This window comes from Kitasatospora sp. NPDC004289 (assembly GCF_053602875.1).
This window is the reverse complement of record NZ_JBSGEL010000082.1, coordinates 14,101-33,208: the sequence shown is the minus strand read 5'-3', so window position 1 is coordinate 33,208 and position 19,108 is coordinate 14,101. Positions and strand designations below refer to the sequence as shown.

Sequence of the window (19,108 nt, the reverse complement as noted above, 5' to 3'; positions counted from 1 at the left end):
TGACGGCTGCGAACCCCTCCCCGTAGTAGTTCTTCCGGGACGGGCCGTGGATCCCGAGGTCCTCGCGGATGCGGATGGATCCGTAGGTGTCGATCCGCAGCGAGACGGGCACCTGGCCCAGGTCCTGCCAGCCCATCTTGAGGTAGCCGGGCAGGCTGTTGCCGTTGGGCGTGTTGAAGACCAGCTCGGCCTCGGAGGAGACCTGCTCCAGCAGCTCGGTGGTGAGCCGGCGGAAGATCCCCCGGCCCTGGAAGTCCGGGTGGGTGGCGGTGTCCACCGGGCGCACCGCGCGGACCACCCGGTCCACCGCCCGCCACTCCCAGCGCAGGAACAGCCGCACCCCGACGATCCGCCCCCCGGGCGTCACGGCCACCAGGCCCGGGCTGGCCCCGAAGGGGTTGCGGTGGTGCTTCCACGCGAAGAAGTCGGCGCTGCGGGTCCCGGTGGGGCCGCCCGCCAGCGATGCGGTCAGCAGCTCCAGCACCGCGGGGGTGTCCGCCCCGTCCAGCGGGCGGTAGCTCAGCTCGACGGCGTCGTCCCGGAGTTGCTCGGGGCTCGCGCTCACGATGGTTCGGTCTTCCTCTCGGAGGGGCAGGGCGGCGGGGCGAGGTTCAGCTCCGCAGCACCCGCTCGTACACCCGCTCGACGGCCCGCTGGGCGCCCGCCACGTCGAAGGACTCCGAGCGCCCGCGGGCGGCCTCGCCCATCCGCTCGCGCAGCGCCCGGTCGGCCGCCAGCTTCCCGAAGGCCGCCGCCAGGCCCGCCGGGTCGGCCGGCTCCACCAGGAAGCCCTCGACGCCGTCGTCCAGCACCTCCGGCATCCCGCCCACCCTGGTCACCACCGAGGGCAGCCCGCTGGTCATCGCCTCCATCAGCGCCACCGGCAGCCCCTCCTGACGGGAGCTCAGGGTGAACACGTCGAAGGCCGGCAGCAGCTCCGGCACGTCCGGCCGGGAGCCGGCGAAGACCACGCCCTCGCCGGCCGCGGCCTTCAGCTCGGCCTCCAGCGGCCCGGAGCCGATCAGCACCAGCCGGGCCTCGGGCCGCTCCTGCCGCAGCCGATCGAACGCGGCCAGCAGGGTGGCCTGGTCCTTCTTCGGCGTCATGTTGGCCACCGTGCCGAGGACGAACGCCCCCTCCGGCAGCCCGAGTTCGGCCCGGGCCGCCCGCCGGGCCGCCGGGCCGCGCGCCGCGCCGCCCAGGTCCGGCCCGTGGTGCACCACGGTGACGAAGTCACCGGGCCGCCGCCGGGCGGCCGGAATGCTCGCCGCCACCGCGTGCGAGACCGCCACCACCGCGCGGTTGCGCTTGTACGTCAGGGAGTTGGCCCACCGGGTCTCCCGGCGGTACCGCTCCCAGACGTTGTGCTCGGTGTGCACCAGCACCGGCCGCCGGGAGCCCAGGGTGAGCAGCCGGGCGGCGGCCGCCGGGACCGGCATGTGCGAGTGCACCAGGTCGTACCGGCGGGCCCGCAGCAGCGCCCGCAGCCGCAGCGGCCAGCGCCGCCCCGGCCCGAGCAGGTGCACCGTCACCCCGGCCGCCTCCAGGGCCGGCACCAGGGCGTCCTTCCACGGCAGCACGTAGGCCACCTCGACCTCGTACCGCGAACGGTCGGCGTGCCGGGCGCAGTTGACCAGCAGCTGCTCGGCGCCGCCCCGGCCCAGCCCCTTGGCGAGCCAGAGCACCCGGACCTTCCCCCCCTGGTCGGTCACCGGTCCTCGCCCTCCTGCCAGGCCGCCTCGTTCACCGGCTCCGGGCCGCGCCGGGCCCAGGACGGCGAGGACCGGTGGCGCGGGCCCTCGGCCCGCTGCTCCTGCGGGGGCACCGGAGCCGCCGGGGCCGGTGCGGCCCCGGGCACGGCGGACGCCTGGGCGGCCAGCCCGTCCCGCTTGCGGCGGCCGGACGGGCCGATGGTGCCGAGCAGCGCCACACCGGCCACCGGCACGCCGGTGCGGGAGAGCAACTCGCTGACCCGGTCCGCCTGCTCGGGCGTCACGTTGCCCGCCTTGATGGTCACCAGCACCGCGTCGGCGTGCTGCACCAGGTCGTAGGCGTCGTTGGCGTGCAGCAGCGGGGAGCTGTCGATCAGCACCACGTCCGCGTGCCGCCGGGCCCGGCGCAGCACCTCGCCGGCCCGCAGCACCAGCGCGGCCGGGTAGGCCGTGGTGTTGCCACCGGTGATCAGCCGCACGCCGTCCACGTTGGTCCGCCGGATCAGGTCGTCCAGCTCGGGCAGCTGCTCACCACTGAGCAGCTCGGCCATGCCGGGGCCGTCGCCGACCCCGAAGTGCTCGTGCGCCTTCGGGTGCCGGAAGTCGCAGTCCAGCACCAGGACCTCGCGACCGGTCTCGGCCAGCGCCGCCGCCAGGTTGGCCACCGTGGTGGTGCGCCCGTCGCCGCTGCGGCCGGACATCACCAGGATCACCGGGGCGGGCTGGGCCAGCCGCCGGGAGACCAGCTCGGCCGGGTTGAGGTTGCCGTCGGCCAGCTGCGCGGCCAGCGCCGGCGGGCCGGTCAGCAGCAGGGTCGAGCGCAGCGAGCGGAACGCCTCGGCCCCCGGGTCGGACGGCCGGGCCACCACCAGCGGGTCGCGCAGCCGCCGCAGGCGGGTGGAGAGGTAGGGGATCTCGCCGATCACCGGGAGGTTGAACGCCTCCTCCGCGCCGTTGCGGGTGCGCAGGCGGGTGTCCATCCGGCTGAGCATCAGCGCGGCCACCACGCCGAGCGCCAGGCCGAGCACCACCGCGAGGGTCAGCCGCAGGCCCCGGCTCGGCGAGGTCAGCAGGTTCCCGCCGAGCTCCTTGGCGTCGATCGAGCCCCACTGCTGGACGGCGTCGGTCTGGCTGACGGCCTGCAGGTCGCTGATCGCGGTCAGGGTCTTGGTCAGCGAGTTCCGAGCGGCCGTCAACTGCGGGTCCAGCTTGGGCTGGTCGGCCGGCTTGGCGCTGTAGAACTCCTGCTGGAGCTTGTTGACCTGGTCCTGCTGGGTGGCGCGCTGCGCCTCCAGCCGCTTGATCGACTCGCTCGCGCTCTTCGCGGTCTCCTGGCTGTAGCCCTTGATGGTCGCCTCGGCGAACGCCCCGGCGGTCTCCACGCAGCTCTTGCTGGTCGGCCCGGTGACGGTGAACTCGAGCATCGTCGGCGAGGCCGCCGCCACCTTCCGGCGGGCCACCAGACCGGCCACGTCGGTGATGTTGAGCGTCTTCGCGGCGGCCGTCGACACGTCCGAACCGGCCGCGTACGAGAGCACCTGGTCGGCCCGGACCGCCTCGCCGGCCCCGGCCACCGGGGTGATGGCGACCTTGCACTGCCATTTCCCGTTGTCGACGGTGTCGCCCGTCGGGGTGAGCAGCAGCCCGATGATCAAGGCGGCCACCGTACAGCCGACCAGCAGTCGCCAGTAACGTCGCAGTACGGTGAAGTGGTTGGCCGGTTCCACCGGTTGGATCCCCTCGCGTTCGTGGTGCATGCGCCGCGCCGACCGGCCCGGGTCGGGTCCGGGTCGGCTCCGCACGGTCTGCTGGCCGCTCGCCTGGTGGCGTGCAGCGGCGCGGGCCCCGCCCCCCAGCGTGGACCCGTCTCCCCGGGCACGATGCTTGCGGCACCTGACGTGCGGCGCAAGCACTTTCGCCAATCTGATGCGCGATCTCGTCCGGGGACCGAGAATCGCCCCTCTCCTCAGCGCTTCCCGAGCGATCTCTCGTAGAACTCGACCATCTGCCCGCAGACCTGAGGCAGGGTGAACTTGGTCAGGAACCGGGCCCGGGCCGCCTTCGCCCGCAGCTGCGCCGCGGAGCGGTCCTCCAGGGTCTCCGCCAGCGCCGCCGCCAGCGCGGCCGGCCGCTCCGGCGGCACCAGCAGCCCGTAGTCCTCCGACCCCACCGTCTCGCGCAGCGCCGCCACGTCCGCGGCCACCAGCGGCACCCCGACGCCCATCGCCTCCATCGCCGCGCTGCCCAGCCCCTCCCAGCGCGACGGCACCGCGAACGCGTCCACCGCCGCCATCAGGTCGAAGACGTCCGAACGAGGCCCCAGGAACCGCACGTTGCCCGCCACCGCGGCCAGCTCCCGCAGCCGCGGCGTCTCCGACCCCGCGCTGCCCGCCAGCAGCAGCACCGCCTCCGGCTGCCCGGCCCGTACGGCGGGCCAGGCCTCCAACAGCACGTCAAGACCCTTCTGGTACTGCTGCCGCGCCGCCGCCAGCACCACCGGCGTGTGGTCCGACAGCTCCAGCCCGGCCCGCACCGCGTCCCGCCGCTCCTGGCTCACCGTGCCCAGCAGCTCGGTGTCCCGCCCGCGCGGCACCACGTCGATCCGCTCCGGATTCACCTTCAGCCGACGGGCCATCACCTCGGCCACGTGCCGGGTCAGCGCGTGGAACCGGCGGGTCCCCTGTGCGGTCGTGGCGTCCACCGCCTGGGCCGCCCGCACCTTCCACGGGCTCAGGCCCCGGGCGTGCAGGTGCTCCGGCCCGTACGAGGAGTTCACCAGACTGGAGACCACCGGCGTCCGGGTGGACAGCGCCGCGGCCCGGCCGAGCACGTCCGACTCGTAGAGCGTGGTGTGCACCAACTCCGGGCGGCGGTCGCGCAGCAGCCGCCGCAGCGCGGCGTACTCACCGGCCCGGCCCGAGGCGTGCACCCCGAAGACCTCCGCCCCCGCCGCGGCCAGCTCCGGCTGGAACCCGCCCGGCGACGGCCGCAGGTACGCCACGTCCAGCTTCACCCCGGCCCGCACCAGCTGCGGAGCCATCGCGACCAGGCCCTGCTCGGCTCCGCCGATCCGGCTCACGCTGTCGATCACATAGAGCACATGCACAGTGGCCCCCCACCCAAACACTGACAGGCGGTCAGCATCCCAGGCCAGACCCGCCCACCGCCACCGAATCCCCATACTGTGAACACCCTGGGAACCGAAGCGTCCGGGGGCGCGAGCCGGGAGGTGGTCACCCCAGGGGCGCGAGGAACTGCGCGAGTCCGGAAGGCGGCCCAGTGTGAGGTCGGGGCAGACGAGCCAGTTGCAGCACGTGCCGTTCCCCTGCGCGCAGTTCCTCGCGCCCCCGGGATCACCGATTCGCCAGTGGGAAGCCTTCCGTGTGTGCCAGGTTGGGCGCCATGGCTGAGCCGAGGGTGTTGCATCTGGTCACTGACCCGCGGGGCCGGGGGGCCCAGAACCTGGCGCGGGACCTGCACGGGGAGCTGCTGCGCAGGGGGGTGCCGTCCACGCTGCGTTCGTTGCAGCCGCACGTCGACGCCCCCGCGCCGCACGACGCCCCGCCGTTGGGCCCGTCCCGCTACCACCCCAGCACGCTGCGGGCGCTGCGCGAGGCGGCCCGCACCAGCGACGTGGTGATCGCCCACGGCTCCAGCACCCTTCAGGCCTGCGCCGTGGGCCTGTTCGGCTCCCCGACCCCGTTCGTCTACGTCAACATCGGTGACCCGCGGCACTGGACGGCGAGCCCGGCCCGCCGCCTGCGGGTGGCGGCGTTCCTGCACCGGGCCGCCGCCGTCTCGGCGATCTCGGACGGCGCCCGCGACGTCCTGCTGCAGCGCTTCCGGCTGCCCGCGCAGCGGGTCCGCACCATTCCGAACGGCCGCGCCGCCGACCGTTACCGCCCGGCCGCCGACCAGGCCGAGCGGACCGCCGCCCGCAAGGAGCTCGGCCTGCCCGCCGAGGGCCGGCTGGTCGCGTGGATCGGGGCGCTCGCCCCGGAGAAGCGTCTCGACGTGGCCCTCGCCGCGCTCGACCGGCTCCCCGACGTCCACCTGGCCGTCGCCGGGGACGGCCCGCTCAAGGGCAGCTACCAGCCCCACCCCCGCGCCCACTTCCTCGGGCGCCTGACCGACCCGGCCCCGCTCTACCGGGCTTCCGACGCGCTGCTGCTGAGCAGCGACAGCGAGGGCGTCCCCGGGGTGCTGATCGAGGCGGCGCTGGCCGAACTGCCGATCGCCGCCACCGACGTGGGCTGGGTCGGCGACGTGGTGCTGGACGGCACCACCGGTGCACTGGCCCGCCCGGGCGACCCGGCGGCGCTGGCCGAGGCCCTCGGCCGGGTGCTCGGCGGGGACCGCGCCGCGCTCGGCAAGGCCGCCCGCGAGCACGCCCTGGGCCGCTTCGACCTGGCCGTGGTGACCGACGCCTGGCAGCAGCTCGTCCACCAGGTGGCCCGCCGGCGCTAACGATCCGTCAAGACCGACGTCGCACCCCTGTCCCGGGGGCGGGCCCGCGCGCATACTGACCCGGCGGTTCCGCCAGTGCGGCGGCCGCAGACGGGGAGGACGTCATGGCGGTCCTGGCGATCCTGGTGGGTCTGGGCCTGGTGGCCCTGCTCTCCAGCGTCCGGGTGGTCCAGCAGTACGAGCGCGGCGTGGTGTTCCGGCTCGGCCGGGTCTCGGGTGAGCCCCGGCCGCCGGGGCCGACCCTGCTGGTGCCGGTGATCGACCGGATCCGCAAGGTCAACATGCAGATCGTCACCATGCCGGTGCCCGCCCAGGAGGGCATCACCCGGGACAACGTCTCGGTCCGGGTGGACGCGGTGGTCTACTTCCGGGTGGTCGACCCGGTCCGGGCCACCGTGGACGTGCAGAACTACGCCTTCGCGATGTCCCAGGTGGCGCAGACCTCGCTGCGCTCGATCATCGGCAAGAGCGAACTGGACGACCTGCTCTCCGGCCGCGAGGGCCTGCACCACGGCCTCGAACTGATGCTGGAGAGCCCGGCCACCGGCTGGGGCGTGCACATCGACCGGGTGGAGATCAAGGACGTCGCGCTGCCCGACTCGATGAAGCGCTCGATGGCCCGTCAGGCCGAGGCCGACCGGGAGCGGCGGGCCCGCATCATCACCGCCGACGGCGAGTTCCAGGCGGCCGCCAAGCTGGCCGACGCGGCCCGGCAGATGGACGAGACCCCGTCCGCGATGCAGCTGCGCCTGCTCCAGACCGTGGTCGAGGTGGCGGCCGAGAAGAACTCCACCCTGGTGCTGCCCTTCCCGGTCGAGCTGCTGCGCTTCTTCGAGCAGGCCGCCGCACGCCCGGAGCCGCGGGACTGACGGTCCGTCACCGGCGGTTGGGCCGTCCGGGCGAAGAATCCGCCCGGACGGCCCGTCGGCTCGCCGCTCCTCCCGCGGGCTGGAAGCATCGGCCCACGTGAAGCAGCTCATCCGCACCGCCGTCCTGGCCACCGCCGCCGCCGGACTGCTCGCCGCCCCCGTCACGGCCGGTCAGGCCACCGCAGCCCCCGAGGTGCCGCACGAGGGAGGGTACGTCGGCCGGGTCGACAACCCGGGCCCGATCCGGGCGGTCAAGCAGGAGGCCGTCGAGTTCTTCTGGTACGACTGCTACCACTCGCGGCAGCTCGAACTCCCGCTGGAGCGCTGGTCGGCCAAGCACGCCTCGGACGTGACGCTGCGCCGGGTGCCGGCGGTCTGGGCCGGAGCGCCGGAGGAGCGGGTCCAGAAGGGCCACGCCCGGCTGTACTACACCCTGGAGAAGCTCGGCAAGGTCGACGAGTTCCAGGTGGCCGCCTTCAAGGCGGTGAACGTGGACGAGCAGGACGTCACCACCGAGGACACCGCCACGGCCTGGGCCGGCACGGTCGGGCTGGACGCCGAGAAGTTCCGGGCCGCCTACCGCTCGGCCGAGGTGCGCGACCTCACCGAGGCCGCCTCCGGCCTGATGGCGAAGTACAAGGTCGACGAGCTCCCCACCGTCTTCGTCAACGGCGACCGGGCCAAGCCCAGCAAGAACGGCGGAGTCGAGGGCATGCCCGCCGCCCTGGACGCCCTGGTCGACTGACCGGAAGCAGTTCCTCGGGAGCCGGGACGGTCACCGTCCCGGCTCTTCTTCACGGATCCGCCCCCTGCCTCGCACACTCTGTGCCAGAGTGTGCGCTGCGGCCGAACCGGACCGGGGAACTCCCCTGGCGGCGGCCGGTATCACTCGGCACCGGAGAAGGCGGGGTTCCGTGGGGGGACAACGCGCGCAGGTCCTCGATCAGCGCGAAAACCAGACTGAGGCCCGGCGGCCGGGGGCCGAGGGTCCCCCGCCCGAGTTGGTCTTCAAGCGGCGGCTCCGACCGGCCCAGGTGGCCCGGGAGCTGCTGGGGGCACGCGAGTTGGTGCGCGCCCTGGCCGAGCGCGACCTGCGCGCCCGGTACAAGCAGGCGGTGCTCGGCTTCGCCTGGGCGGTGCTCACGCCGCTGGCGCTGTGCGCCATCTTCACGCTGGTCTTCCAGCGGGCGGTCAAGATCGACACCGGCGGGGTGGCCTACCCGCTGTTCGCCTACGTCGGCCTGATCGTCTGGCAGTTCTTCAGCAACACCATGAACCAGGGCGCGCTGAGCCTGGCCAACAACCTCAGCCTGCTCAACAAGGTCTACTGCCCGCGCGAGGTCTTCCCGCTGGCCACCATGCTGGTCGCCAGCGTCGACATGCTGATCGGCATCGGCGTGCTGGGCCTGCTCTTCCTGGCCTTCTGGACGGCGCCGGCCGCCACCTTCTTCTGGGTGTTCCCGCTGCTGCTGATCCAGCTGGCGTTCACCTACGGCGTGGCGCTGGTGCTCTCGGTGGCCGTGGTCTACCTGCGCGACGTCCGGCACCTGCTGCCGATCATCACGCAGATGGGCGTGTTCGCGACCCCGGTCGCGTACCCGCTCTCGCAGATCCCGCAGAAGCTCCAGGAGGTCTACGTGGCCTTCAACCCGCTGGGCGCGGTGATCGAGGGCTACCGGCGGGCGCTGCTGCACGGCCAGGCACCCGACCTCACCCTGACCGGGATCGCCGCGGTCAGCTCGGTGGTCGTGCTCTGCGGCGGCTACCTGGTGTTCAAGAAGCTGGAGACGGGGATCGCCGATGTCGCGTGAGCTGATGACCAAGAACCTCCCCCTGGGCACCGTCCGCACCGAGCACGTGTGGAAGCGGTTCAAGGCGGACCAGCAGCGGATGCTGCTGCGCGACAAGGTCGAGCAGGTCACCCGGAAGCTGCGCGGCGGCAAGGGCGAGGACTGGCGCTGGGCGCTGCGGGACATCAACATGCACATCGAGCCGGGCGAGGCGGTCGGCCTGATCGGCTCCAACGGCTCCGGCAAGTCCACCCTGCTGAAGATGCTCACCCGGGTCATGTACCCGTACGGCGGCGTGATCGACGTGCGCGGCCGGATCGGCGCGCTGATCGAGATCCGGGCCGGCATCCACCCGGACCTGACGGGCCGGGAGAACATCTACCTGTTCGGTGCGCTGCTCGGCCTCAAGCGCCGCGAGGTGGCCGGACGGTTCGACGACATCGTGGAGTTCGCCCGGCTCGGCGGGGCGATCGACCGTCAGGTGAAGTACTACTCCTCCGGCATGCAGATGCGCCTGGGCTTCGCGGTCGCCGCGTACCTGGAGCCGCACGTGCTGCTGGTGGACGAGGTGCTCGCGGTCGGCGACGCGGTCTTCCAGCAGCGCTGCCTGGACCGGATGCGCGAGGTGGCCGAGCAGGGCACCACGATCGTCTTCGTCTCGCACGACCTCCCCGCGGTGGAGTCGATCTGCCGCCGGGGCATCTGGCTGGAGCAGGGCACCGTCCGGGTGGACGCCGGGATCAAGGACGCGCTGGCCGGGTACCGGGACTCGATCGAGGCCCAGTCCGAGGCCACCGCCCGGGTCGGCGAACCGCTCCAGCTGCTCAAGCACGCGATGGTCGGCGAGGGCCGGGAGAACCTCACCACCGACGAGCCGATGACCGTCGAGCTCACCCTCGGCGGCGACTACCGCGGCGACGCCACCCTGCACCTCGGCGTCAGCGAGGGCACCTCCAGCCCGATCTTCCAGATCAGCCACGAGATCCGGTTGAACGGCGAGGACCACCACGTCGCCTGCGTGATCCCCAACCTGCCGCTCCCGCGCGGCCGTTACACCCTCTGGGCGGGCGTGTACAGCATCGGCAAGACCGACGGCGGAACGCTCATGAGCTGGCACTCCGTGGGCCAGTTCGACGTCTTCGGACCGATGCTCGACACCCCGCCGCGCGCCGTGGTGCTGGCCGCGCCGGTCTTCGTCCCGCACCGTTGGGAGGAGTGAGCCGGTGACCGGTCTCCGGGTCCTGGTCCACCTCAACAACCTGGCGCTGGGTGGCGCCCAGTTGAACGCCGTGGACATCGCCCGCACCATGCGCGACCGCGGGCACCACCCGGTGCTGTTCGCCCAGGGCATCGACGGCCCCGCACCACTCGTCGAACTGGCCGCCTCGCACGACCTCGAACTGGTCGTCGAGGGCGGCCCGGACACCCCGAACCGGGTGGTCCGGCAGCGGCTCACCCGGGTCGCCGAGGAGCACGGCAGCCAGCTGGTGCACGCCTGGGAGGTGCGGGCCGCCCGCAACTCCTTCTTCGGGCCCGGCCGCCTCGGCCGGATCCCGGTGGTCACCACCTTCTACGGCATCCGCATGCTGCGCGGCCTGCCCCGGCACCAGCCCCTGGTGCTCGGCCTCGGCGCGATGATGGGGGAGGGGCGGGCCTTCGGCCACCGGGACGTCCGGCTGATCGAACCCCCCGTCAACACCCTCACCGACGCCCCCGGGGTGGTGGACGGCGAGGAGTTCCGCAAGGAACACGGCATCTCCGACGACGAGTTGCTGCTCTCCATCGTCACCAGGATGGTGCCCGACCTGGAGAAGGACGAGGGCGCGCTGCTCACCGCCCGCGCCGTCCGCGAGCTGGCCGACCCGAGGGTCCGGCTGGTCGTGGTCGGCGCCGGCCCCAGCCTGGACCGGATGCGCGCGGTGGCCGACGAGGTCAACGGCGACCTGGGCCGTCAGGCGGTGCTCGTCCCCGGGCAGTTGGCCGACCCCAGACCGGCCTACCAGGCCGCCGACGTGGTCCTCGGCATGGGCGGCTCCGCCCTGCGCGGCCTCGCCTTCGGCAAGCCCGTGGTGGTGCACGGCGCGGACGGCTACACCGCCCTGCACGAGCCCGGCCCGCTGGTCGAGCCGCACGCCTCCCGCTGCATGTACGGCTTCGGCGACGGCACCCGCCGCCCCGAGGTGCTGGCCGCCCAGCTCCGGCCACTGCTCGACGACCCCGCACTCCGCGCCTCGCTCGGGAGCTGGGGCCGCGACTGGGTGGTCGGCCGGTTCTCCCTCGACAGCATCACCACCGCCTTCGAGGAGCTCTACCGCGAGGTCCTGGCCACCCCGCCCGGGCCGTCCAGCTGGTTCCGCGACCTGGAGCAGATGACCAGGTTCGAGTACAGCAAGCCCACCGCCCTGCGGATGCTCGGCCGCTGACGGCCCGTCGGCCGGCGCTTCGGCCGGCGCTTCGGCCGGCGGCGGGAATCCGTTGGACGCGGGCCCGCCCCGGCGGCTGGGATGGGCCCATGGGCACACGCATGAACCCGGACGAGTTCGACACCGACCCCGGCCTGGTGCGGAGACTGATCGACGGTCAGTTCCCGCACTGGGCCGGGCTCGCGATCACCCCCGTCCGCTCCTCGGGCACCGACAACGCGATGTACCGGCTCGGCGAGGAGCTGGTGGTCCGGCTGCCCCGCATCCCCGGTGCGGTCCCGGACGTCGCCAAGGAGCAGCACTGGCTGCCCCGGCTCGCCCCGCACCTCCCGCTCGCCGTCCCGGCCCCGGTCGCCCTGGGCGCGCCGGTCCCGGACTTCCCCCACCCCTGGTCCGTCCAGCGCTGGCTCCCGGGGGCGAACCTCTTCGACCACCCCCTCGCCGACCTCGCCCCCGTCGCCCGCTCCCTCGGCGCCTTCGTTGCCGCCCTGCGCGACGTCCCCTCGGAAGGCGGTCCTGCCGGCTACCGGGCCGGGCCGCCGGCCGCCCGCGACGAGGAGGTCCGCGCGGCCGTCAGCGCCCTGGGCACCCTGGTCGACCCGGCCGCCGTCCTCGCCGTCTGGGAGGACGCCCTCGCCGCCCCCGCCTGGGACGGCCCCCCGGTCTGGACCCACGGCGACCTGCTTCCCGGCAACCTGCTCGCCCACGACGGCCGCCTCACCGCCGTCATCGACTTCGGCTGCGGCGGAGTCGGCGACCCCGCCTGCGACCTCCTCCCCGCCTGGGCCCTGCTCGACGCCGGCACCCGCCCGGCCTTCCGCGGCGCCGCCGCCCCCGACGACGCCACCTGGCTCCGCGCCCGCGGCTGGGCCCTCGCCTTCGCCCTCCCCGCCTGGGCGCACTACCGCACCACCAACCCCACCCTGGCCACCATCGCCCGCCGGACGGTGACCGAAGTGCTGGCGTGACCGTTGGGGGAGCGAGGAACGTACGTGGTGATGCCGGGGGCGCGAGGAACTGCGCGAGTCGGAAGGCGGCCCACCGGCAACTGATCCACCGTCAGCCAGTTGCAGGTGCTGCCGTTCCCCTGCGCGCAGTTCCTCGCGCCCCTGGGGTGACCACCTTCCTCACGCCCTGCGCAGGAGCAGTGTGGCGAAGCCCAGGGTGCCGCGGTAGCCGTTCAGCCAGCCGTCGCGGTGCTCGGTGGCGGTCGCCAGGGCGTCAGCGGCGTCCGGGTGCTCGGGGTGGGTGAGGGCCCACTCCGTCAGGGAGCCGGTCCAGGACCACTCGTAGGCGTCCCACTCGGCCGGCGAGGAGACGTGGGCGTCGATCGGGGCCCAGCCCGCCCGCGTGATCCGGGCGACCAGCTCGGGCAGGTCGGTGTACTCCCTCGCGGGCACGCCGAGCGCTTTCAGCGCGGCGGCCTCGGGCTTCCGCTCCCAGAAGCAGACGCCGAGCACCGCGACCCCGCCCGGCCGCAGCAGCTCCCCGACGGCCTCCAGGGTCGGCTCCACCCCGCCGAAGGCGTGCTCGGTGCCGACGCACAGCACCACGTCGAACGGCTGCTCCGCCACCTGCTTGCGCACGTCCCGGTGGTGCAGCCCGATCCGCCGGGCCACCCCGAGCGCCTCCGCCCGCTCCCGCGCCCGCCCCAGCGCCGCGTCGTCCAGGTCCACCCCGACCGCCCGCAGCCCCGGACCGGCCGTCAGGGCGCGCAGCAGCCAGGTGCCTTCGCCGCAGCCCAGGTCCAGCAGCCGGCCGTCCCGGGCCGGCAGCGCCCGGGCGAGGAGCCGCTCGACCGACTCGTCGGAGAGCGGTGCGGCGATCGGGTGGTGGGAGTGGGCGATCCGGAAGCGCATGCGAGGGTCCATCGGCTCAGTCTGTCCGTGCCTGCTCGTCCGCCGCCAGGGGTTTGCCGTAGGTGCGGCCCTTCCACGCCGCGCCGCGCCCCCGCCAGTGCTGCACCGCCGAGTCCACCGTCATCAGCAGGTAGAGCAGTGCGGTGAACGGCAGCAGCAGCGCCGCCCACACCGGCTGCCGGTAGTACCGCACCATCGGCAGGTAGGTCCCGGTCATCAGGGCCCAGGCCAGGCCGCCGCACAGCGCGGTGAGCCCACCGCCGGCCAGCAGGGCCACCGGCGGCACCAGGTACACCAGTGCCAGCCCCACCACCGTCCCCGCCAACAGCCAGACCGAGTGCCGCAGTTGGGCGTACGCGCTGCGCGACACCATCCGCCACAGCTGCCCCAGCTCCGGGTACGGCCGGACGCTGTCCACCTGCTCGGCCAGCCCCAGCCAGGTCCGTCCGCCGCCGCGCTTCACGGCCCGCGCCAGCGAGACGTCGTCGATCACCGCCCCCCGGATCGCCGCGATCCCGCCGGCCCGCTCCAGCGCCTCGCGCCGCACCAGCGAACAGCCCCCGGCCGCGGCCGCGGTACGGGAGCCGGGCCGGTTGCTCCACCGGAAGGGGTACAGCTGCGCGAAGAAATACACGAAGGCCGGCACCACCAGCCGCTCCCAGCCGGTCACCACCCTCAGCCGGGCCATCTGGGAGACCAGGTCCAGCCCGTGCCCCTCGGCGGCGGCGACCAGTGCGGCCAGCGAGTCGGGGCCGTGCGCGATGTCCGCGTCCGTCAGCAGCAGGTATTCGGCCTCGTCGGCCAGTTCGACCCCGTGCCGCAGGGCCCAGAGCTTGCCCGTCCAGCCGGCCGGCAGCGGGGGAGGGGTGGTGACGGTCAGCGGCAGCCCGCCCGCCGCGCCCAGCCGCCGCGCCAGCTCGCCCGTGCCGTCCGTGCTGTGATCGTCGATCAGCACCACCCGGGCGGACCCCGGGTACCGCTGCGCCAGCACGCTCGGCAGTGACTCCGGCAGTACCTCGGCCTCGTCCCGGGCCGGCACCAGCACCACCACCGAGGGCCACCGCTCCGGCTCCACCCGCCGGGGCAGCCGCTGGTCCGTCCGCCAGAAGAACCCCTGACCCACCGTCAGCCACACCCAGGAGGCCAGGGACACCACCGAGACCCACAGCAGCACCGTCACCCTCGCCAGTCTGCCACCGGCCCCTGCCCGCCGGGCGTCACCGCACCGCCGGGCGGGCGACCTCCTGCGGACGCCGCGCCCGCCGCCGGTCCTCCCACTGGAGGGCGGCCAGGGAGACCAGCAGGCCGACGATCACGGTGACGATCATCGTGCGGGCGACCCCGAGGCCCTCGACCAGGGGCCGGCACAGCAGCGCGCTCAGCGCCGGGAGCACCAGCATCGCCAGCACCCGCAGGTACCAGGGCAGTCGACGGGTCAGCACGACCGCGAGCAGGCCCGCCACGTAGGCGGGTGCCAGGAAGTACGCCCCCGCGATCGCCACGGCCACCACGACGACCACGACATAGATCAGCCCCACCGTGCCACCCCCCGGTCCGCGACGGCCGGCACCGTCGTCGTCCGCCAGCGTGGCAGATTAATTGAACGTGTTCAAGTCTGCCGGATCGGGCTGGTCGAGGAAGCCCGCGACCAGCTCCACGAACCGGCCGGGCTCCTCCACCCAGGGCCGGTGGCCCGAACGGTCCATCAGTTCCAGCCGGGCGTGCGGGTAGAGCGCGGCCGCCGCCCGGGCCGGGGCGGTGCCGATCAGGCCGTCGGAGGCCCCGGCCAGCACCAGCACCGGCGTCCGCACCGCCGCCAGCCGGGCCAGCCGCCGCTCCTCGTCGGCCGGGGTGGCCGCGCCCGCGTAGTAGGCCGCGCGCAGCCAGGCGTGCGGGGAGCCGTGCTCGGGGCGGTGCTCGGCCTGCCGGGCGTCGTCCCAGTGGTGCCAGGAGAAGGGGTGCGTCCGCCGCCCCGACTCGGCCGCCGCCTCCCCGGTGAGCCCGCCCCCGGTGAGCAGCCGGTGTGCCTCGGCGGCGTCCCGGTACCAGGGTTCGCCGGAGCGTGCGGCCCGCAGCGCGGCGAGCTCGGCCTCGTCCGGCTCCCGGGCGGCCCGCCCCACCGGGGTGACCAGCACCAGGCGCCGCAACCGCCCCGGGTGGGCGGCCGCGTACTCCTGGGCGATCAGGCAGCCGGCCGAGTGTCCGAGCAGGTCGACCGCCGGCAGGCCGAGGTTCGCGCGCAGCGCCTCGACGTCCCGGGCCTGCTCGGTGAAGGCCACCGTGCCCCGGTCGGCCGGTACCGCCGAACGGCCGGTGGCCCGGGGGTCGAGCAGCACCAGCCGCCGACGGTCCGTCAGGCCGCCGAGCCCGCCCAGGTAGCGCAGGTCCATCCCGGGGCCGCCCGGGAGCACCAGCAAGGGCGGCCCCTCGCCGAGGAGTTCGTAGTGGAGCGCGGTCCCGTCGTAGGAGCTGAAGGTAGGCATGGCAGGCACCCTCACACAGCGCGCCCACCCCGTGCCAACGCCCGTCCGGTCCTTGGAAGGCCCGCCCCGGAGCGGTCACCGGCGGCCGGGCGGCGGGGCCGGTCCAGTAGAGTCGTGAGCTGTGAAGATCGCACTGATGGACTCCGGAATCGGCCTGCTCGCCGCCGCCGCGGCGCTGCGGCGGCTGCGCCCCGACGCCGACCTGGTGCTCTCCTCCGACCCGGACGGGATGCCCTGGGGCCCCCGCACGCCCGAGGACCTCAGCGAGCACGCGCTGGCCTGTGCGCGGGCCGCCGCCGAGCTGGAGCCGGACGCCCTGGTGGTGGCCTGCAACACCGCCTCGGTGCACGCGCTGGACGCGATCCGGGCCGAGCTGGAGCCGCGGCTGCCGGTGATCGGCACCGTCCCGGCGATCAAGCCTGCCGCCGCCCGGGGCGGCCGGGTGGCGATCTGGGCCACCCCCGCGACCACCGGAAGCCCCTACCAGCGCGGCCTGATCCGGGAGTTCGGCGGCTCGGCCGAGATCACCGAGGTGGCCTGCCCGGGCCTGGCCGACGCGGTCGAACGGGCCGACGCGGCCGACATCGCCGCCGCCGTGGCCGACGCGGCCTCCCGTACCCCGGCGGGGACGGAGGTGCTGGTGCTCGGCTGCACCCACTACGAGCTGGTGGTGGATCAGATCCGGGACGCCGTGGACGCCCGGGGCTCCCGGCCGGTCTTCCACGGCTCGGCCGACGCGGTCGCCGCCCAGGCGCTGCGCCGGATCGCCGACGGGACCCCCGAGGGCTCCGGCACCCTGACGGTGCTGCACACCGGCCGCACCGCCGCCCTGCCCGCCGCCGCCCTGACCTACCCCGAGGGCCGGCTGCTGACGGCCCTCGCCCAGGCTCGCTGACCTTGGGGCCGGCCGCCCCGGAAAGTCCCTTGCCGGGGGCCGGGGCGGTGCCTACTCTCGTCGCAACGCGTCGAAGGAGACGAGTAGCCGAGGACCCACGCGAGCCGAGAGAGCCGCCGGAAGCTGTGAAGGCGGACTCGCGTCCGAGGTGAAGACCCTCCCGAGTGCGGGGAGGAACGGCCCGTCCGGGCCCCATGCCCCGCCGGCCCGCCCCCGTCACCGGGCGACCAGAGGCCGCCCCCGCGCGGGGCGGCGAAAGTGCGGTGGTACCGCGAGCACCCTTCTCGCCCGCACTCCCAAGGGATCATGACGACAGCCACGGAGGCTGCGATGATCCACCCGACGAGCCGGACCCTCTGCTCCGGCCTCCCCACCCGTCTCGACGACACGGTCACGGTCGTCGGCTGGGTGCACGCCCTACGGCTCCAGCGCGCCATGCAGTTCCTGGTGCTGCGCGACCACACCGGCCAGGTCCAGGTCACCCACCGCCGCGACGGCGGTGAGCTGGAGACCCTGCTCGACTCCCTCACCCCCGAGTCCGCCGTGCGGATCACCGGCCGGGTGGTGACGGCCCCTCAGGTGAAGCTGGGCGGCCTGGAGATCGTCCCCGAGCGGGTCGAGGTGCTCGGCCTCGCCGAGACCCCGCTGCCGATCGACGACCGGACCGGCCCCGAGCAGCGGCTCGACCACCGCTTCCTGGACGTCCGCCGCCGGGCCGCCGCCCAGCTGCTGTTCGCCGTGCAGACCACCTTCGAACAGGCCGTGCGCGAGTACGCGGTGGCCGAGGGCTGCACCGAGATGCACACCCCCAAGCTGATGGGCTCGGCCTCCGAGTCCGGGGCCGAGGTGTTCCGGGTCGGCTACTTCGACCGCTCCGCGTACCTGGCCCAGTCGCCGCAGTTCTACAAGCAGATGGCGGTGGCCGCCGGGATCGACCGGGTGCTGGAGATCGGGCCGGTCTTCCGGGCCGAGCCCTCGCACACCTCCCGGCACGCCACCGAGTTCACCGGCCTGGACGTCGAGCTGGCCTGGACCGACGGGGTCGAGGACGTGATGGCCTTCGAGGAGGCCATGCTGGCCCACGCTGTCGGCAGGGTCGCCGATGCGCACGGCGAGGCGGTCCGCGAGGTCCTCGGCGTGGAGGTGGTGGTCCCTCAGGTCCCGTTCCCCCGGCTGACCATGGCCGAGGCCCAGGAGGTCCTGCGGGCCGGCGGCTGGGACCCGGAGGGGGAGAAGCAGGACCTCGACCCCGAGGGCGAGCGGCGGATCGCCGCGTACGCGCGGGAGCGCTTCGGCCACGAGTTCCTCTTCGTCACCCACTACCCGGCGGCGATCCGGCCCTTCTACCACCGGCGGCCCGAGGGCCGGCCCGACCTCACGCTCAGCTTCGACCTGCTCTGGAAGGGGCTGGAGGTCACCACCGGCGCCCAGCGCGAGCACCGCTCCGAGGTGCTGCTGGCGCAGGCGGCCGAGAAGGGGATGGAGACCGGCCCCATGCGGGAGTACCTGGACGTGTTCCGCTTCGGGTGCCCGCCGCACGGTGGCTTCGGCGCCGGGCTGGCCCGGCTGCTGATGGTGATGCTGGGGCTGGAGTCGATCCGCGAGGCGGTCTTCCTCTTCCGCGGGCCGCACCGGCTGGCCCCCTGACGTACCCGTCCCCCCGGCCCGCGCGGGTCGGGGGGATCAGGCCCAGTGGGCCGGGCGCTCCAGGCCGGACGGGAGGACGGTGGCGGCGTCGCCGCGGGCCGCGTTCAGCTGGGCCTGGAGGAGGAACAGGGCACCCGTCAGGTCCGCCCCCGCCAGGTTGGCGTCCCGCAGGTCGGCGCCGATCAGGTCGGCCTCCCGCAGGTCCGCCTTCCGCAGGTCGGCGGCGATCAGGTAGGCGCCGCGCAGGTTGGCCCCGCGCAGCTTGGCCCCCGCCAGGCGGGCCCCGATCAGGTCGGCGCCGCGGTGGTTGCGCTTCTTGCCGGGGACGGCGGCCCGGTACAGCTCACTGGCGCGCAGCAGCGTCTCGCTCACCCGCTGACGCACCGTCGGCACGTCCACCGCCAGCAGCTCGGCCGGGGCGCCGCGGGTCAGCCCGCCGACCTCCGCCAGTTCCGCCTCCAGCTCGGTCCGTACGGAGCCCAGGTGGGGGAGGGCGGCGGCCTCGGTCAGGTAGCGCAGCAGCTCGTGCAGCTGCCGCACCACCGGGAAGACCTCGAACATCTCGGCGGCGCTGGACGGGTCCTCCCGCCAGCTGCGGCCGCCGTAGGTCAGCTGGGAGACCTTCTGGCCGGCGCCCAGGCAGTCGAAGACGGTGCAGCCGGTGAAGCCCGAGGTGCGGAGCTTGGTGTGGATCCCGCACCGGAAGTCCTCCTGGAGGTTCCGGCACGGCGTCCCGGCGGTCTTGTTCACCGCGAAGTCAGCCGACTTCGCGAACGGCAGGGCCACGCAGCACAGCCCGAAGCAGTTCGCACAGTCGGACACCAGCTCAAGACCTTCGGCCACCACGGACGTGCTCCCGGAAAACTAGGACGGACAACCGCCCCAATGTACGTGGTCACACCGGGGGCGCGAGGAACTGCGCGAGTCCGGAAGGCGGCGCACCGGCAACTGGACCGCCGTCAG

The 19,108-nt window shown here is 74.3% G+C and carries 18 protein-coding genes; 9 read left to right on the top strand and 9 right to left on the bottom strand.

From position 1 onward, the window contains the following. The 4 genes from ACWEPF_RS34595 to ACWEPF_RS34580 all read right to left on the bottom strand — a co-directional run. Positions 1 to 565, bottom strand: a 565-nt coding sequence (locus ACWEPF_RS34595; RefSeq protein ID WP_452175698.1) for a GNAT family N-acetyltransferase, incomplete at its 3' end; no start/stop codon positions are given. Positions 566 to 611: 46 nt separating this feature from the next. Next, positions 612 to 1,712: a glycosyltransferase gene (locus tag ACWEPF_RS34590; RefSeq protein WP_452175697.1), complete on the bottom strand. Its 1,101-nt coding sequence runs from the start codon at positions 1,710 to 1,712 to the stop codon at positions 612 to 614. Beyond that, positions 1,709 to 3,439, bottom strand: a complete 1,731-nt coding sequence (locus ACWEPF_RS34585) for a tyrosine-protein kinase family protein (protein WP_380148728.1) — start codon at positions 3,437 to 3,439, stop codon at positions 1,709 to 1,711. The genes ACWEPF_RS34590 and ACWEPF_RS34585 overlap by 4 nt, the downstream gene beginning before the upstream one ends. Positions 3,440 to 3,678: 239 nt before the next feature. Then, positions 3,679 to 4,803 carry a glycosyltransferase family 4 protein gene (locus ACWEPF_RS34580; RefSeq protein WP_452175696.1) on the bottom strand — a complete coding sequence of 375 codons (1,125 nt, stop codon included), beginning with the start codon at positions 4,801 to 4,803 and terminating at the stop codon, positions 3,679 to 3,681. A 311-nt stretch (positions 4,804 to 5,114) separates the two neighbouring features. On the opposite strand from ACWEPF_RS34580, the gene ACWEPF_RS34575 reads away from it, so the two are divergent. The 7 genes from ACWEPF_RS34575 to ACWEPF_RS34545 all read left to right on the top strand — a co-directional run bounded on the left by ACWEPF_RS34575 (position 5,115) and on the right by ACWEPF_RS34545 (position 12,229). Continuing rightward, complete coding sequence (locus ACWEPF_RS34575) at positions 5,115 to 6,179, top strand: glycosyltransferase family 4 protein (RefSeq protein WP_345289537.1); 1,065 nt, start codon at positions 5,115 to 5,117, stop codon at positions 6,177 to 6,179. Positions 6,180 to 6,283: 104 nt separating this feature from the next. After that, positions 6,284 to 7,048 (top strand): slipin family protein, encoded by a 765-nt coding sequence (locus ACWEPF_RS34570; protein ID WP_345289538.1) that lies wholly within the window; start codon positions 6,284 to 6,286, stop codon positions 7,046 to 7,048. A gap of 97 nt (positions 7,049 to 7,145) precedes the next feature. Next, positions 7,146 to 7,793: a thiol:disulfide interchange protein DsbA/DsbL gene (locus ACWEPF_RS34565; protein ID WP_452175695.1), complete on the top strand. Its 648-nt coding sequence runs from the start codon at positions 7,146 to 7,148 to the stop codon at positions 7,791 to 7,793. Positions 7,794 to 8,049: 256 nt separating this feature from the next. After that, positions 8,050 to 8,859, top strand: a complete 810-nt coding sequence (locus tag ACWEPF_RS34560) for an ABC transporter permease (protein ID WP_345289540.1) — start codon at positions 8,050 to 8,052, stop codon at positions 8,857 to 8,859. Next, positions 8,849 to 10,057: an ABC transporter ATP-binding protein gene (locus ACWEPF_RS34555; protein WP_345289541.1), complete on the top strand. Its 1,209-nt coding sequence runs from the start codon at positions 8,849 to 8,851 to the stop codon at positions 10,055 to 10,057. The genes ACWEPF_RS34560 and ACWEPF_RS34555 overlap by 11 nt, the downstream gene beginning before the upstream one ends. A 4-nt stretch (positions 10,058 to 10,061) precedes the next feature. Continuing rightward, entirely contained in the window at positions 10,062 to 11,261 is a 1,200-nt protein-coding gene (locus ACWEPF_RS34550) for a glycosyltransferase family 4 protein (RefSeq protein WP_345289542.1), read from the top strand. A gap of 89 nt (positions 11,262 to 11,350) precedes the next feature. Further along, positions 11,351 to 12,229 (top strand): aminoglycoside phosphotransferase family protein, encoded by an 879-nt coding sequence (locus tag ACWEPF_RS34545; protein ID WP_452175694.1) that lies wholly within the window; start codon positions 11,351 to 11,353, stop codon positions 12,227 to 12,229. Between the two features lie 159 nt (positions 12,230 to 12,388). On the opposite strand, the gene ACWEPF_RS34540 is transcribed toward ACWEPF_RS34545, so the two are convergent. The 4 genes from ACWEPF_RS34540 to ACWEPF_RS34525 are packed head-to-tail and all read right to left on the bottom strand — an operon-like array spanning position 12,389 to position 15,603. Further along, a complete protein-coding gene (locus ACWEPF_RS34540) occupies positions 12,389 to 13,132 on the bottom strand; it encodes an SAM-dependent methyltransferase (RefSeq protein ID WP_452175693.1) in 744 nt (247 codons plus the stop codon). Positions 13,133 to 13,136: 4 nt separating this feature from the next. Then, positions 13,137 to 14,300 (bottom strand): glycosyltransferase, encoded by a 1,164-nt coding sequence (locus ACWEPF_RS34535; RefSeq protein WP_452175692.1) that lies wholly within the window; start codon positions 14,298 to 14,300, stop codon positions 13,137 to 13,139. Positions 14,301 to 14,337: 37 nt separating this feature from the next. Then, positions 14,338 to 14,658, bottom strand: a complete 321-nt coding sequence (locus ACWEPF_RS34530; RefSeq protein ID WP_452175691.1) for a hypothetical protein — start codon at positions 14,656 to 14,658, stop codon at positions 14,338 to 14,340. A gap of 57 nt (positions 14,659 to 14,715) precedes the next feature. After that, positions 14,716 to 15,603 carry an alpha/beta fold hydrolase gene (locus tag ACWEPF_RS34525; protein WP_452175690.1) on the bottom strand — a complete coding sequence of 296 codons (888 nt, stop codon included), beginning with the start codon at positions 15,601 to 15,603 and terminating at the stop codon, positions 14,716 to 14,718. Between the two features lie 121 nt (positions 15,604 to 15,724). Between ACWEPF_RS34525 and ACWEPF_RS34520 the strand changes: the two genes are divergently transcribed. Then, positions 15,725 to 16,498, top strand: a complete 774-nt coding sequence (locus tag ACWEPF_RS34520) for a glutamate racemase (RefSeq protein ID WP_449798186.1) — start codon at positions 15,725 to 15,727, stop codon at positions 16,496 to 16,498. Between the two features lie 330 nt (positions 16,499 to 16,828). After that, complete coding sequence (gene aspS, locus ACWEPF_RS34515) at positions 16,829 to 18,145, top strand: aspartate--tRNA(Asn) ligase (protein ID WP_452175689.1); 1,317 nt, start codon at positions 16,829 to 16,831, stop codon at positions 18,143 to 18,145. A 36-nt stretch (positions 18,146 to 18,181) separates the two neighbouring features. Here aspS and ACWEPF_RS34510 read toward each other — a convergent pair whose 3' ends face one another. After that, positions 18,182 to 18,991, bottom strand: a complete 810-nt coding sequence (locus ACWEPF_RS34510; RefSeq protein ID WP_452175688.1) for a pentapeptide repeat-containing protein — start codon at positions 18,989 to 18,991, stop codon at positions 18,182 to 18,184. Positions 18,992 to 19,108 lie beyond the last annotated feature (117 nt).

Bases quoted from the DNA above. Each gene is read 5' to 3' on its own strand.
- ACWEPF_RS34575 (WP_345289537.1), top strand. From the start codon at position 5,115: ATGGCTGAGCCGAGGGTGTTGCATCTGGTCACTGACCCGCGGGGCCGG.
- ACWEPF_RS34570 (WP_345289538.1), top strand. From the start codon at position 6,284: ATGGCGGTCCTGGCGATCCTGGTGGGTCTGGGCCTGGTGGCCCTGCTC.
- ACWEPF_RS34555 (WP_345289541.1), top strand. From the start codon at position 8,849: ATGTCGCGTGAGCTGATGACCAAGAACCTCCCCCTGGGCACCGTCCGC.
- ACWEPF_RS34545 (WP_452175694.1), top strand. From the start codon at position 11,351: ATGGGCACACGCATGAACCCGGACGAGTTCGACACCGACCCCGGCCTG.
- ACWEPF_RS34540 (WP_452175693.1), bottom strand. From the start codon at position 13,132: ATGGACCCTCGCATGCGCTTCCGGATCGCCCACTCCCACCACCCGATC.
- ACWEPF_RS34525 (WP_452175690.1), bottom strand. From the start codon at position 15,603: ATGCCTACCTTCAGCTCCTACGACGGGACCGCGCTCCACTACGAACTC.
- aspS (WP_452175689.1), top strand. From the start codon at position 16,829: ATGATCCACCCGACGAGCCGGACCCTCTGCTCCGGCCTCCCCACCCGT.